10 protein-coding genes and 1 riboswitch are annotated in these 14,901 nt (G+C 54.6%); of the genes, 7 read left to right on the forward strand and 3 right to left on the reverse strand.

Annotation, left to right across the window (positions count from 1 at the left end):
- The first annotated feature begins 129 nt into the window (after positions 1 to 129).
- A complete protein-coding gene (locus JK176_RS15175; RefSeq protein ID WP_211587336.1) occupies positions 130 to 1,428 on the forward strand; it encodes a superinfection immunity protein in 1,299 nt (432 codons plus the stop codon).
- An 8-nt stretch (positions 1,429 to 1,436) separates the two neighbouring features.
- On the opposite strand, the gene JK176_RS07705 is transcribed toward JK176_RS15175, so the two are convergent.
- Entirely contained in the window at positions 1,437 to 2,729 is a 1,293-nt protein-coding gene (locus JK176_RS07705) for a voltage-gated chloride channel family protein (protein WP_211587337.1), read from the reverse strand.
- Positions 2,730 to 2,765: 36 nt separating this feature from the next.
- Positions 2,766 to 2,844, reverse strand: a riboswitch (Fluoride riboswitch).
- A gap of 172 nt (positions 2,845 to 3,016) precedes the next feature.
- On the opposite strand from JK176_RS07705, the gene JK176_RS07710 reads away from it, so the two are divergent.
- From JK176_RS07710 to JK176_RS07735, 6 genes are all read left to right on the forward strand, one after another.
- Entirely contained in the window at positions 3,017 to 5,653 is a 2,637-nt protein-coding gene (locus tag JK176_RS07710; RefSeq protein ID WP_249194333.1) for a M1 family metallopeptidase, read from the forward strand.
- Positions 5,654 to 5,757: 104 nt separating this feature from the next.
- Positions 5,758 to 7,398, forward strand: a complete 1,641-nt coding sequence (locus JK176_RS07715) for an ABC-F family ATP-binding cassette domain-containing protein (protein ID WP_211587338.1) — start codon at positions 5,758 to 5,760, stop codon at positions 7,396 to 7,398.
- A 390-nt stretch (positions 7,399 to 7,788) separates the two neighbouring features.
- Entirely contained in the window at positions 7,789 to 8,529 is a 741-nt protein-coding gene (locus JK176_RS07720) for a YoaK family protein (protein ID WP_194268792.1), read from the forward strand.
- 54 nt (positions 8,530 to 8,583) lie between these two features.
- A complete protein-coding gene (locus JK176_RS07725; protein ID WP_211587339.1) occupies positions 8,584 to 9,717 on the forward strand; it encodes a cupin domain-containing protein in 1,134 nt (377 codons plus the stop codon).
- Between the two features lie 426 nt (positions 9,718 to 10,143).
- Positions 10,144 to 11,976, forward strand: a complete 1,833-nt coding sequence (locus JK176_RS07730) for a hypothetical protein (protein ID WP_249194353.1) — start codon at positions 10,144 to 10,146, stop codon at positions 11,974 to 11,976.
- A gap of 73 nt (positions 11,977 to 12,049) precedes the next feature.
- The gene (locus tag JK176_RS07735; protein WP_211587341.1) at positions 12,050 to 13,342 is read left to right on the forward strand and encodes an MFS transporter; all 1,293 of its coding nucleotides are present in this window, start codon (positions 12,050 to 12,052) and stop codon (positions 13,340 to 13,342) included.
- Positions 13,343 to 13,395: 53 nt separating this feature from the next.
- Here the strand turns inward: JK176_RS07735 and JK176_RS07740 are convergent, their stop codons facing one another.
- Both JK176_RS07740 and JK176_RS07745 read right to left on the reverse strand, forming a co-directional pair.
- Positions 13,396 to 14,007 carry a YceI family protein gene (locus JK176_RS07740; protein WP_211587342.1) on the reverse strand — a complete coding sequence of 204 codons (612 nt, stop codon included), beginning with the start codon at positions 14,005 to 14,007 and terminating at the stop codon, positions 13,396 to 13,398.
- Positions 14,008 to 14,044: 37 nt separating this feature from the next.
- Positions 14,045 to 14,857: a class III extradiol ring-cleavage dioxygenase gene (locus JK176_RS07745; RefSeq protein WP_249194334.1), complete on the reverse strand. Its 813-nt coding sequence runs from the start codon at positions 14,855 to 14,857 to the stop codon at positions 14,045 to 14,047.
- Positions 14,858 to 14,901: the final 44 nt, after the last annotated feature.

Consider the following 14,901-nt stretch of genomic DNA (forward strand, 5'->3'; position numbering starts at 1 on the left):
CTGCCAATGTTTGAGAGCGTTATTAGCGATACTTCAGAACTACCCGACTGCGGAGATGACAAAACATTGCATGATACGAAAAGAAAACGATCCGCGGTCACGACCTTCCGACTTCTCGCAAGCGCCTTGGTGAGTGCCGCGTTAACCGGAACTTTACCTCCCGCGAAAGCAGCGCCGCCAGAAATTCTCCCGCTCGCTCATGCAGAGTTGGAAAAGGGGTCTCATGTCACGCTTTCTGCACGGGGCGTTGTCGCGTCGCTGGACGTCAGACACACGACAAAATGCAATGTGCCGATCGTCTGGGGCGATATGGATTCCAGCCCCACATCTCCTTGCAGCATGGCTTTCCTGACACTCCGCACGCCCGGAGATACGCTGGCACAGGCGTCTTCTTTTCCCCTGACACCCTATGGGACGGAAGATGACGGCATGGCGCAGCTCAGAATGTCTTTTAGACAGCTGGACGCGTCGACCCCTTTCCCACAAGTCATGGTCTCGGCTTATACGGGGGGTGCGCATTGCTGCTCCCTTACGTCCATTTTCGATCTGCGTTCCAAAGGGCAATGGCAGCACCTCGAACTGGGAGCGATGGACGGTGATGGTGAGCCGCAGATCGTGGATATCGTCGGAAATGGACAGCAGGAAATCCTGACCTTCGATCAGTCCTTCCTCTATACTTTCGCCTCCCATGCCGGTTCTGAATCACCTATTGTGATTTCGCGTTATCACGACGGTGTTCTGGAAAATGTGACACGCGATCCGGTCTATCGGGACTATCTTGCCAAAGATCTGGCTGAAAGACGCCGCAACTGGACACGATCCGGTCGTTTCGAGCCGAATGGCTTTCTGGCCTATGAGGTCGCGACCATGGCCAATCTGGGCAAATTCTCAGAAGGCTGGCGCGATATGCTGGCTCATGCGCAATCCACAAAAGAAGCCGGATCTGGCCTGTCTTTATGTGATCTCAAACCCGCCGCAGAAAAACAGAATGGTCATGGCTGTTCTGCCAAAGAAAAAGAACTGCTTCCATTTCCCGAGGCCCTTTCCGCCTTTCTTGTCCAGACCGGTTACATAACGCCGGAACAGGCTGCTTCGGTTCGAGGAGATCAGGGTTCGACGAACGTGCCTCCTCCGCCGACGGAATCCGCTCCCCAGAAGCCGGTGTCTTCGTCATCCGCCGTTGCCCAGCCCACGACAACAAATTCCGACACCATAGCTCCGGCCAAGTCCATAAAATCCTCCGCCCTGTTCTCTGTCCTCGCAGGTCTTGGGTTGGTTCTTTATCTTCTCCCGATCCTGATTGCGTACAAACGCGACACTGTCGATCAGCGAAAAATCGCGATGGTGGCGGTCCTGCTGGGCTGGACGGTCATCGGTTGGGTCGCAGCCCTTGTCATGGCCCTCACGCAGCAGTCACGCAAAACATAGACATACGATCAGTTTCTACTCCGTGCCTCTCGCAGCGTCATGCTCCCGATCCGCTGTGAGAGGTAAATCCCGGTCTTTCCTGAAAAAGCGCAGGCCACGAAACATCCGATCGCGAAATAGGCGATATCCGCGGCCCCAAACAACTCGACACCCATCAAGGTACAGGCCAGAGGCGTGTTCGCCGCGCCCGCAAAGACCGACACGAACCCCACAGCAGCGAGTAGGTCCACCGGCATATGCAGCACATGGGCCAAAGCATTTCCCGAGGCGGCACCCAGAAAAAATAGTGGCGTGACTTCCCCGCCCTTGAACCCACTCGCCAGAACAACAACTGTAAACGCCAGCTTCCAGAACCAAGACCAGGGATAGAATGCAGGCCCGAAAAAGCTGACAATGGCCGCTCCACTGGGTTCTGCCGGAAGAACGCCCAGCCCAAGATAATCCCTGTTCCCAACGACTATCACCAAAAGAATGGTCGCAATCCCGCCAATCGCCGGGCGCAGCCATGATCTCGGACAGACTGTTTTCATAACTGCCGCCAGACGATGCACGCTCTCCGCGAAGATCCAACTCAGGAGACCAAAAACAACAGCCGCACCGGCAACCTTCCCAGCCAGCACAGGATTGACGTGCAACAGCGAGCCGTCGGCACTCAGTGTCCCCTGAAACATCAGAGGGTAGAAAACGTGATGCACTCCCCAGGCGCGACAGGACCAGTCCGCAATGATGGAGGCCATGGCCGCAGGAAAAAGAAACCGGTAGTCGAGCCGGCCCAACGTTAGAACTTCAAGAGCGAAAACCGCTCCTGCAACGGGGGTTCCGAAGACGGAACCAAACCCTGCGGCAATGCCACAAACCAGCAGGGCGCAGCGTTCCGAAGAGCGAAGCCTGAACAGCCGCGCCGTCGCACTCGCCAGACTGCCTCCAACCTGTATGGCCGTTCCTTCCCGCCCGACAGACGCACCGAAAAGATGGCTCACAACCGTCGCGATCAACACGAAAGGCGCCATGCGGAGTTGAACCCCGGCCCCCGGCTCGTGGATTTCGTCCACGATCAGGTTCGCCCCGCCTTCCACATCCCGTCCGAACCAGAAATACCATAGCCCGACCGCCACCCCCGCCAGAGGAAGGCCGAACAGCAGAACCGGATGAGCGATCCTGCAAGCAGTTACGACGTCCAGAAGCCACAGAAACAAGGCGCAGACGCTGCCGATACACACGGACAGCATGATGAGGACAGCACCCATCCGGCAATAATCAAAAATATCGGAAAAACGGAACTGATTCTGAACGTCGTTCATGGCGGACGCATGTCTCCTGTCTCATGCCGCAGAGGGCGCTGAACAGGAATCATCAGCTTCCGGATGAAGCGGTTCGACCATGAATGGTCAGGCAGAATCCATTGCCTTCAGACAGGAAAAAAGCCCCTCCGCCCCCAATCTGTCAAGAGATCCCTTCGTCCGGCAGATGACAAGGTTTTAAGGGGACGCCACTTTCCAGCATGACAGGGGTATGCCACCGTAACTGTAACAAAAACGAACGGCCTGATCCGTTCTTCTGTCCGACTGATTTTAAGGAGCTGCATATCATGCGTCGCCTTCTGGTTCTCACCACCCTTCTCGCAGGGCTGCCCTTCACGGTTGCAGCGCATGCCGAAGGAACCTTTTCCTTCGCCACAACACCGGGGCAGCTTCCCAAAACCGTTGTGCCGACGGATTACGTCATTGATCTGACGACCGACATGGATCATCTGACCCTTCAGGGTGACGAAATCATCCGGATCGAAGTCCAGACCCCGACTGCGGATATCACGCTCAATCAGGCGGGCCTCAAACTGGCGAGCGCCCTGCTCGACAACTCCGAGAAAGCCGTCATCCATCAGGACGACGCCGCAGAGACGGTCACATTGCACTTCCCGGCCCCCGTTCCGGCTGGCGTTCATACACTGGCCATCAAGTATTCCGGTCCGATCCTGAAGACGCCCAACGGCATTTACGTTGACGACTATACAGACCCCAAGGGCAAGCCTCAGCGGATGCTTGTCACACAGTTCGAAGTCGCTGATGCCCGCCGCATGTTCCCCGGATGGGATGAACCGGCCTTCAAGGCCACATATCAGCTGAACGTGACGCTCCCGTTTGAATATGCCGCCGTGAGCAACATGCCGATCATCGGCACGACACAGCAGGATGAAAAGACAAAGCGCGTCTCCTTCACCGCGACCCCGCGCATGTCGAGCTATCTGCTGGCACTGGTAGCGGGCGACATGGCCTCCGTCGATGGTAAGGCAGACGGCACACCTCTGCGCGTCTTTGCACCGACCGGCCTTGAAAATCAGGGCACCTACGCTCTGGGCGCTGCCGAAAAGATCCTGCCTTATTACAACGACTATTTCGGCATCAAATACCCGCTGCCGAAAATGGACATGCTGGCCATCCCCGGCAACTATCAGGCCGGCGCGATGGAGAACTGGGGCGCGCTGACCTATATCGACAACGTCCTTCTGTTCGACCCGAAGAACAGCACGCCCCGCACCCGCGAACTGATCTATGAAGTTGTCGCACACGAAATGGCCCATCAGTGGTCCGGCGATCTGGTGACCATGGGCTGGTGGGACAATATCTGGCTGAACGAAGGCTTTGCGTCGTGGATGGAAATCAAGGCGACGGACAAAATGAACCCGGAATGGGACATCTGGCCGCGCCAGCACGAAACCCGCGAAAGCACGATGGCAACGGACGCCCTGTCCACCACCCATCCGATCCAGCAGACCATTCACAATGTCAGCGAAGCCAATTCCGCCTTTGACGGCATCAGCTATGGCAAGGGCGAGCTTGTCATCCGCATGATGGAAGGCTGGCTTGGCGAAGACCATTTCCGCGACGGAATGCGCGCCTACATGAAGGCCCATGCTTACGGAAATGCCACCAGTCAGGACCTCTGGAACGCCCTGTCACAGGCCTCAGGTCAGGATGTCGGCAAGGTGGCCCGCAGCTTCACTGAACAGCCTGGCATCCCGCAGGTCAATGTCGCGGCGGTCTGCCAGAACGGCCAGACAACCTACACTCTGACGCAGAGCCGTTTCACGATCCACGATCCCAATGCGAAAGCCCTGACCTGGAACATTCCGGTTGTCGCGGGCGGTCCGGGACTTGAGACCAAAAAGCTGGTCCTCGGTGCTGAGCCCGTAACCTTCACCCTGCCCCACTGCAACGCCCCCCTCAAGCTCGATCTGGGCGAGAGCGGCTATTACCGCGTGCATTACGACGATGTTGCTTTCGCACCGATCGCCGCCTCGATTTCAAAATTTGCGCCGGTGGATCGCGCCAATATTCTTGGCGACCAGTTCGCCCAGTTCCGGGCCGGTCATGGCAACCTGTCCTCCTATTTCGATCTCGTGGACCGACTGACGGCAGCGCATGAGAGCGACATCGCCACACTTGAGGAAATCATCGGTAAGCTGGAAACGCTTGATACCTATGAAATCAACAGCCCGGATCGCGCGGCATTCCAGGCCTATGCCCGCAGCCGTCTCGCCCCCGTGCTGAAGCGTCTGGGCTGGGACCAGAAGCCGCATGAAAGCGTGCTGGACACCATGCTCCGTCCGTCCGTGATTTCGGCTCTGGGGAACTTCAACGATCCCGCAGCCCTTGCAGAAGCAAAGCGTCGTTTCGCGGCATGGCTCAAAAACCCGGCCTCCCTGCGCCCCGATCTGGTCGGTACGGTCTCGGCTCTGGCGATGAAGCATGCCGATGCCGCAACCTATGACATCATGGCCAAGAAAGTCCGCGATACGCAGGCCACGGAAGTCAAACTGCGTCTGTTCCAAGCTCTTGCCAACGCCACGGACCCCGATCTGATCCGTCGCAATGTCGAACTGGCCTATAGCGGCGCTATCCCGAACGGTCGTATTTCAATGGCCCTGTCATCGATCGCCTCTGCCAGCGAAAACCCGGATCTCGTCTGGAAGCTCGTTCGCCAGCATGAAGCCGAAATCCGCACGCATCTGGCCCCCTGGTCACAGGACGGGTTCCTGCCAGCCATCGCAGCCCATTCCAACAATCCGGATATTCTCGCCGAACTGCAGAAAGACCCGTCTTCCAGCATGACAACCGGTGCGAAAATCGCCACGGCCCATGCAGTCAATGCCGTTTCAGCCCGCAAGGAAGCCGTTCAGGCCGCTCAGAGCCAGATCCACGACTGGCTTGCCGTTCACACTCACTAACACTCCAACGAGGCGGAAAAGATCCGCCTCGTCCCTGTCCGGGGCGGTAAAACTGCTATAGACGTGGCTCTCCTGTTTTACCCGCCACCGGACCATCCTGCCCCATGCTTCAGATCGAAAACCTTGTCTTCAACGCCTGGGGACGACAGTTCTTCAATCGTGCAAGTGCGAACCTTCCCAACCCGTCCAAGGTGTCGCTGGTTGGCCGGAATGGCGTCGGAAAATCCACGCTTTTCAAACTGATCAAGGGTGAGCTTCAGCCGGATTCCGGTGAAATCGTCATCCCCCGAGCTGCCCGCGTCGCAACCGTGGATCAGGAACATCCCGCGACGCCCATCAGCCTCATCGATACGATCCTCGCAGCCGATACGGAACGCGCGACCCTCATGGCAGAGCTGGAAACAGCCGATCCCGAGCGGATGGGCGATATCTGGATGCGCCTGATCGAAATCGATGCGGACAGTGCGCCTTCCCGTGCGGCAGAAATCCTGAATGGTCTGGGCTTCTCCACGGCAGACCTCGACCGTCCGATGGCCGAATTCTCGGGTGGCTGGCGGATGCGCGTAGCCCTCGCCGCTGCCCTCTTTGCCGAACCCGATCTGCTGCTGCTCGATGAGCCGACGAACTATCTCGATCTCGAAGGCGCTTTATGGCTGGAAGCGCGCCTCGCCCGCTATCCCCATTCCGCGCTCATCATCAGCCACGACCGCGAACTCCTGAACAATTCCGTAGACTTCACCCTGCATGTCACGGAAGGTAAACTGGAACTCTACACCGGCGGCTACGACGATTTCGAGCGTCAGCGTGCCGAGAAGATCCGCCTGCAGAGTGCCACACGCGCCAAACAGGAAGCAGAACGCGCGCATCTTCAATCCTTCGTGGACCGCTTCAAAGCGTCGGCCGCAAAGGCCGCGCAGGCCCAGAGTCGCGTCAAGCGCCTCGCCAAACTGGCTCCTATCGAAACCACGATCGAAGCCTCCGTCTCACCATTTCTTCTCCCATCTCCTGCCCGCCCACTCGCACCGCCTTTGATCCGGCTAGAAAACGTCGAGGTCGGCTACGGAGACGACCCCGCCATCCTGCGTGACCTGAACCTCAGACTGGACGTGGATGATCGCATCGGTCTGTTAGGCGTTAACGGTGCCGGCAAATCCACTTTCGCGAAGATGATCGCAGGTGCCCTTGAAGTCCGCTCTGGTGAAGTCTCGCGCTCTCCCCGCATTGAGGTGGGCTGGTTCCATCAGCACCAGATCGAGGCGCTCGACCCCGAACAGACCCCACTCGACATCATGCGTGAGGCCCGCCCGACAGACAGCGATCAGTCTCACCGCTCCCGTCTGGCCCAATTCGGCATCCACTTCGAAAAACAGGGTACCAAGGTTGAAGCCCTGTCTGGCGGCGAGCGTGCCCGCCTGCTGCTGAACATGGTGGCCATGGCTGCTCCGCACCTGCTGATCCTTGATGAACCAACCAACCATCTGGACATCGACAGCCGACGCGCCCTCCTGGATGCACTGAACAGCTACGAGGGCGCAGTCATTCTCATCACCCATGACCGTTCGCTCATGGAACTGGTCGCGGACCGTCTCTGGCTTGCGGCAGACAACCAGATCGTGCCTTTCGATGGTGATATGGACGACTACGCTAAATTCGTAATCGAGCGCGCAAAGGGGGGAACATCTGCTCCATCTCAGAACGCGGCCAAGGAAAAACGGTCAAAGAATAAGAAAAACAAGAATAAATAAATATTCTATTTATTTTATTTAAAAATTATATGGTATTTCCCAAGACATCCATAGTGGAGAGATAAATAATCTTTCCACTATAAAAACAATACCTCAAATCAAGAAATGGTAATAAATTAGCTTATAGTCGGATCGTCGAGCTTTTGAGCGTTTCTGAACAGCATTATCAACGGAAAAGTCCTCATCGCGGAGGCAGCCATAAAATCAAAACATAATCAATCGCCCGAGATCATAATCTCAAATATGCTGATGGAAACTTATCAATATTGCAGGCGTTATTCACAAGATACAAAAGGAATATGCATGATATTTTTATTTATTAATACTTTCTTAATTTAAAAAATATCCATTGATATTTCCCTATATCCCTTGATTAAAAGAGGAGGTGAAATGGTAGAGTTAGCTGCAAAGAACTCCACTCAAACAAATGTTTTCCCTCTCATGGAAGAGAGGAGAGTAGGCTTTAGTCTCGCATTTTGTGCAGGACTGATGAACGCATGGACTTTCTTCCATGCACAAACCTTCGCCACAGTTCAATCAGGTAATGTCATACAGGTTGGTTACCGCTTGGTAGAAGGGGACTGGATTGCATTCTGGTTTGCATTCAGTTCCGTTATTGCTTTTGGTTTGGGATCTGCTGTGTGCGGTGTCTTGATGACAACCCTAATCAAAGAAGGTCGTAATTTTTCAAATATTGTTCTATGGTCTGAATGTATTTTACTGTCCATAATCACATTATTAGCATTTACAAACACAATCCCCTTAGCTTTTCTGGCTGTAGCCATCAGTTTTGTCGCAGGAATGCAGGGGAATGCATTTCATAAAGATCATGGAATGCTCTATGGAAACGTGGCCGTTACCTTTGTAGTGCAAATGGCTTTTAACTTTATGGCTCAGAGCTTTTTTAAGAAAGATGGAATTAATGGAGAGTCCAACCTGATGTGGGCAGGGATATTCTTCTTCGTTCTGTTTGGTTTTGCCATCGGCGGAGCTCTTGGATTTTTCTGCGATAAATACATTGGGAATAATACATCTTTAATAATTACGATCATTTCGCTTCTGTTGATTACTCTTTTTTCAAGAAAAGATAAATCAAGCCCAGACCCAAGAACTGGTGCCACATTCGTTTAAGCGAACATTGCGTTAAAGTTTTCTCAATTCTTCTTCAAACCAAGGTGCTTACAAATGGAAAATTTGAACCAACCAATTATGGGCTCTAAGGGAGCTGATATCGTGGGCCCCCGTAATCCGGAAATTGAACAGCAAAACCCGGATATTTTTCTGCCTCCGGCAACAGATAAGGGCGGCATTCCCAATCTGAAATTTCCTTTCGCGATGGCGCATAACCGTCTTGAAGACGGTGGATGGGCACGAGAAGTCACCTGTCGCGAGATGGGAGCACTCAAGGAACTTGCCATCGTTAATATGCGCCTTCCCCCCGGTGTCGTGCGTGAAATGCATTGGCACAAAGAGGCAGAATGGGCTTACGTTCTTAAAGGGAAAGTTCGCTTCTACCTCATGGATGATCAGCGCCAGACACTGATTGAAGATCTGGAGCCGGGTGATTTGTGGTTTGCTCCCGCAGGCTTCCCACATGCCATTCAAGGCTTGGAGGAAGGCACTGAGTTTGTTCTCGTCTTCAACGATGGTAATTTTTCGGAAAATCAAACACTCTTGGTCACCGAATTATTTGCTCATATTCCTCGCGAAGTTCTGGCGAAAAATTTTGGCGTTCCCGAAGCTGCATTTGCCAATATTCCGGCGCATGAAAAATATATTTTCCGTCAGCCAGTTCCCCCTCCGCTTGAGCAGGTGCGTCAGGATCTGGGAGCTGTAAACTTTACCGACAAATATGTTTTCCGCGCCTCCGCAACACCGCCTACGGCTTATCCGGGCGGAGCTACACAGGTTATTGACTCGCGCAATTTTAGCGTCACGACATTGGCTGCCTTAATTATCGATCTGGAACCCGGCGGAATGCGGGAAATCCACTGGCATCCGGATGCTGATGAATTGCAATATTATATTTCCGGGAAAGCCCGGATGACAGTATTTGATGCCGTCGACAATGCCAGAACATTTGATTTTGTTCCTGGAGATGTCGGGTATGTCCCAAGAACCTTGGCACATTACATCGAAAACATCAGCGATGAGCCTGTCCGGGTCATTAATGTTTTTCATACTGGCCAGTATAAAGATATCTCGTTCAACAACTGGCTGGCCCTCACGCCTGCCCATCTGGTCAAGGGACACCTTCAAGTTGATGATCAATTTATCAGTCATCTCAGGACTACACGGCAGCCCGTTGTCAAAAAATAAATTATTGTTTTGCGGGGCTTTTTAAAGTCCTTCCTGTGAGTGCTTCGACGGAGCATGAGGCCTGCCACACGATGTGGATTATGACCTCTGCACCGTCGATACACTTCTCGTGATCCTCCACCAATCCACGCGAACGCATCATTTGGCCGTATATCATCCCGATTTCAGGTTTTCGCGACCATCTTCTGCGTCGGTCACTAAAGACAAAATTGGGAAATAACTTGCATCTCTTAAAAAATATAAGTTTTTTGATGTGAATCAATATTTAAACTTCCGCGACCGCGTAAGTATCTTTTGTGAATGTCTTAGCTGATATCTTTACGAAAGACGGACATTTACGCGCGTTGGAATTTACAGAAAGGATAAAGTGTGTCTCCTTTTGGTGGCCTGAAGATCGTAGGGCAACATCTGCCCAGACGGTGCAGACTGCTATTGAGTGCCGCCATTTTCATCGGAAGTTCCCCAACAGCATTCGCGCAAAGCGCTGACGATCAGGAACTAGCCGCCATCAAAGCCGAAATGCGTATGCTAGAAGGCCGGTTGCAGGCTATCGAGGAACGTCGACACACCAAAACCTCTTCACAAGCAACGCATTCCCGCGCCACGAAAGCAGCTTTCGCGCCCCGTAAGACAATAGTGGGGCTTGAAACAAATCATATAGGGATGTCGCCTTCATCGCTCTCAACCGGAGCTATGCCCGTTTCAACGACAGGCTCTGCCCCAACCAGTGCAACCAATACCTCCGCTCTTTATAATCCTGTTCCCCCCGCCACTCACCAGACACCGCCGCCGTTGTTCCAGTGGTTGGGAACCCAACATAATGAAGCCCATAGGACATCCATCGACCTAACCTCCTCCAGCCCTCTCGCGATTACGCAGACCGAAGTGGATCATCTTCCGCCTGTTTTCCAGATCGGTAATCTGACCGTGCGCCTCGGTGGGTTCATTGATTTCTCCAATATCTGGAGAAGCTCAAATCTGACCAGTGGGCCTGCGACTGCATGGAACGGTTTCCCCTATGCCAACAGCCCCAATCACGGATTGAGCGAAGAGCGTTTCTCGGCCCAGCTCACACGTTTCTCCACCCTTCTGGAAGCAAATCCGACCAAAGCCGTACGTCTTCAGGCCTATGTCGAAGCTGACTTTGGTGGGTCTGGTGGTACGACCAACAGCGTGCAGATCAATGGTTATACACCTCGTCTGCGTCAGGGTTACTTCACCTTCACTGAGAAGGACTGGGGGCTGCATGTCCTTATGGGACAGGCATGGAGTCTGACAACCAACTACGCCAAGGGTGTCATTCCCCGTCAGGAACAGCTCCCTGCCGTGACGGATAATAACCAGATCCCTGGGATTACTTTCACTCGTGTCCCGCAGGTCCGGATCGCCAAAGACTGGGCTCAGAAATACTGGCTGGCACTGTCCGTTGAGGACCCTCAAGCAACGGTAGCTTTTTCAGACTCCCTCAGTTCAGGTGGCACGCTGCCCGCAAGCTATGGTCGTCTGGCCGGACCGCGTGTCTTTTATTCCAATGCAGGTGGCGTACTGCTGAATCCCAATACGCAGTACAGCTACAATCCTGCTCCTGACATCGTTCTCAAAGCAGCTGTTGATACGTCTTTCGGACATTACGAAGTTTTCGGCCTAGGCCGATGGTTCCGTGGACTAATCCAGCCTGCGGGCGAGAATCATACCCATAAAAGCACCCAATTCGGCGGTGGGGTGGGAGCTGGCATGACTGTACCGCTCGGAACGGATAAACTACAGTTGACCGGTAACGTCTTGGCCGGTCAGGGCGTGGGACGTTACGGACCAACCCTCCTCCCCGACACCACATTCGACAAAAACGGAAATCCCAGTCCTGTTCCGGAAATCATGGGTTCGCTTGGCCTTGTAGGCCACCCGGCGCGTTCTGTTCTGCTCTACACCTATGGAGGTGTAGAGACCGCCGGCCGCCGTACTTATCTGGGCGCGGACGGGCTTCAACACGGCTATGGCGCAACAGATTTGAACCTGTCCGGGTGTGAATACGAATTCGGAACATGCTCCGCCCAGACAAAAACGCTTGCCGCTTTCACGACAGGAGGCTGGTGGCATTTTCTGGACGGCCATTATGGCAGCGTTATGGGAGGGCTCCAGTACACCTATATCCGGAAGTTCGCGTTCAAAGGGAATGATGGCGCAGGTCATGCTGTCGATCCCACGACCTATGGTCATACGGTGTATGTGACATTCCGCTATTACCCGTTCCAGCAATAATATCTGGCGAATATTCCTATCACGCTCACGCTGTTCGGTCTGACTGACCATCCATGACATACTGGAGAATTTCATGTCTGGCACATCACCTCAGGCGGCTTCCCAGCCCCTGAACCCGTCACCGGCGCAACCACAGAAACTTCAGCCACTCTATGTGCTCTCATGGTTTCTGTGTGCGCTGTTCTATTTCTATCAGTATGCCATCCGTTCTGCTCCCGGGATCATGCAGGATGAACTCACGCAGACCTGGGGCAACAGCCATCTCGGCCTCATGATCGCGTCCTATTACATTGTCTACGCGCTGATGGCGCTTGCCGTAGGCGTGCTGCTGGACCGGTATGGCGCCCACGCAATCATGCCGATGTTCATTGCCGTAACCGGCGTCGGGTGCCTGATCTTCGGTCAGGGCAGTCTGATTGCCGGTATTGGCGGTTACATCATTCAGGGCATTGGTGCGATCTGTGCTTTCGTGGGCGCTTCTTACGTTGCCGCGCGTTATCTTCCAGCCCGGACACTGGCTCTTTTCGTGGGTTTAACCCAGTGCATGGGCATGGCAGGAGCCGCATTTGGCTCCAAACCGACCCGTATCCTGATTGATCCGCACGGCTCGTTCCACATTCCCTGGCAGTCTGTCTGGCTGGGCTTCGGCGCTATCGGCCTTCTGCTGGCCGTCGCCGTCTTTTTCGTCATGCCACGCGATACGGGAGACAGCGACCATCATCATGGCGACATGTCCCTTGCCAACCTGATGCGCCCGTTCAAAATCATTTTCTCCAACCCGCAGAGCTGGATCGCGGGGCTTGCTGGCGGTCTGCTGTTCGTACCCACGACAATCGGCGCACTGGGCTGGGGCGCTCTGATGCTCAGCAAGGGCGAGCATACGACGATGGGTTTCGCAGCCACGGACGTCTCGATGGTTCCCATCGGATGGGTCATCGGCTGCCCGCTTCTGGGCTGGATTTCCGACAAGATCGGTCGCCGCAAACCTGTTCTGATTGGCGGTGCGGTGGTCCTGCTGGCGGCGTCGCTCTGTGCCCTTTATGTCCCGGTCGGGGTGTTGCCGCACTACTCCGTAGCGCTGGTCATGGGGATTGCGTCGGGTGCTGCCATGATCCCGTTCTCTTCGATGAAGGAGGTCAATCCTCCAGAGGTCAAGGGAACGGCCGCAGGCGTCATGAACTTCCTTGTTTTCGGGACGACCGGGATCATGTCTCCGCTCGTGTCCGCCCTGATGGGCAAAACGGCGCCCGAGACGATGGAGCAGTTCCATACGGCTTTCCTGCCGCTGGTCATCGGGATCGGAATTGCCATTGTTCTGGGGTTCTGCCTCAAGGAAACTGGCTGGAAAGTCCGCAAGGCTTCCTGAGAGTTCCGAACAGACGAAAAAACGGCCCATGGAAATGGGCCGTTTTTTGTGTGTTACTTCGCAGCTGTCTTTTCAAACGCTCCGGCGATCGTCAGCGTCACATCATCGCTGACATAGGGAACATATTTCTTTACCCCGAAATCACTCCGATGGATTGTTGCCTGAGCCTGAAAACCAACCGTATAGGCCTTGTCCATCGGATTGACGCCTGCTCCCACGAAATGGACGTGCAGAACTTCCGGATGTGTCACGCCATGCAGCGTCAGATTGCCGGTGACCAGCGCTTCATCCGCACCTGTCTGGCGAACCTGCGTCGAGACAAAGGTTGCCTCCGGATATTTCGTAATATCGAACCATTCGCTGTTCTTGAGTTCGTCCGTCAGAACCGTGCTGGTGGTCGAGACGCTTGAAACCGGAATGGTCACGTTCAGATGCGAGGCATCGGGATGAGCAGCATCAAGCTGGAGCGTTCCTGTAACGCCGGAGAACTGGCCGGAATAATAGGTGAAACCAAAATGCAGAACGGAAAATCCGATCTGCGTATGGCTGGTTTCGACCGAATAGGCGCCCGAGGGCACACTTGCAGGCGTAGCGGCAAAAGCGCTGGAAGACAGAAGTGCCGCGGCGAATACTGCGCCGACGCTCTTGAGAAAATATGTGTTCATGAGTTTGCGATCTTTCATATGTATGAAGGTAAAGGCGTCAGCCGAACCGAAAACCGGACAGGGCTTTTCCCATGATGACGTCGCTATAATCGCGATGCCCTGCATCAGTTCCCGCGGCCCCGGCGGCAAACATCAGCGGCAGAAGGTGCTCCGGCTGAGGATGGCAGTCCCGTGCGAAAGGCGCATGCTCCCAGTCCATAAGACGACTTCTGCGAAGGTCTGAGGGCGCTTCCACCGCGCTCTGGAGCCAGTTGTCAAACGCAACGGACCGGGCATCTGAAACGGCATCAGGCCGCATCAGATAGCGCATGTTGTGATACGTCATGCCGGTGCCCACCAGCAGGATGTTTTCGCTCCGCAAAGGCTTCAGAACCTGCCCAAGCTGCAGGACATCAGCCGCGTCCATCGTTCTGGGAAGAGAAATTTCTACAACCGGGATACTGGCATCCGGAAAGGCCAGCATGAACGGAATGAACACCCCATGATCCAATCCGCGCGCGGGGTCTGTGGCGCACGCAACACCCGCATCGCGCAGAAGACCAAGCACCTTCGCTGCGACATCAGGTGCACCCGGCACGGGATATTCAAGCTGATAGGTGTGAGGAGGAAAACCGTAATAATCGTAGATGAGTGTCGGATGAGGTGCCGAGCCGACACGCATTTCATCCGTTTCCCAATGCCCGGACATGACAACAATGGCGTCCGGACGACGGGGAAGCGTTTCACTGACAAAGCGAAGATAAGCGGCCATACGGTTCCACGTATTTCCCCATTCCATGAAGAAACATGGACCACCACCATGTGGCAGAAAGAGAACAGGCTGTCGGTTCTCCTGATTTTCCTGCGACATCTTCACGACCTCCCTCATCATTCTGCAAAACGGATGTTGCCACC

Origin of the sequence: Gluconobacter sp. Dm-73, assembly GCF_018256215.1 — a bacterium.
Taxonomy (GTDB): domain Bacteria; phylum Pseudomonadota; class Alphaproteobacteria; order Acetobacterales; family Acetobacteraceae; genus Gluconobacter; species Gluconobacter cadivus.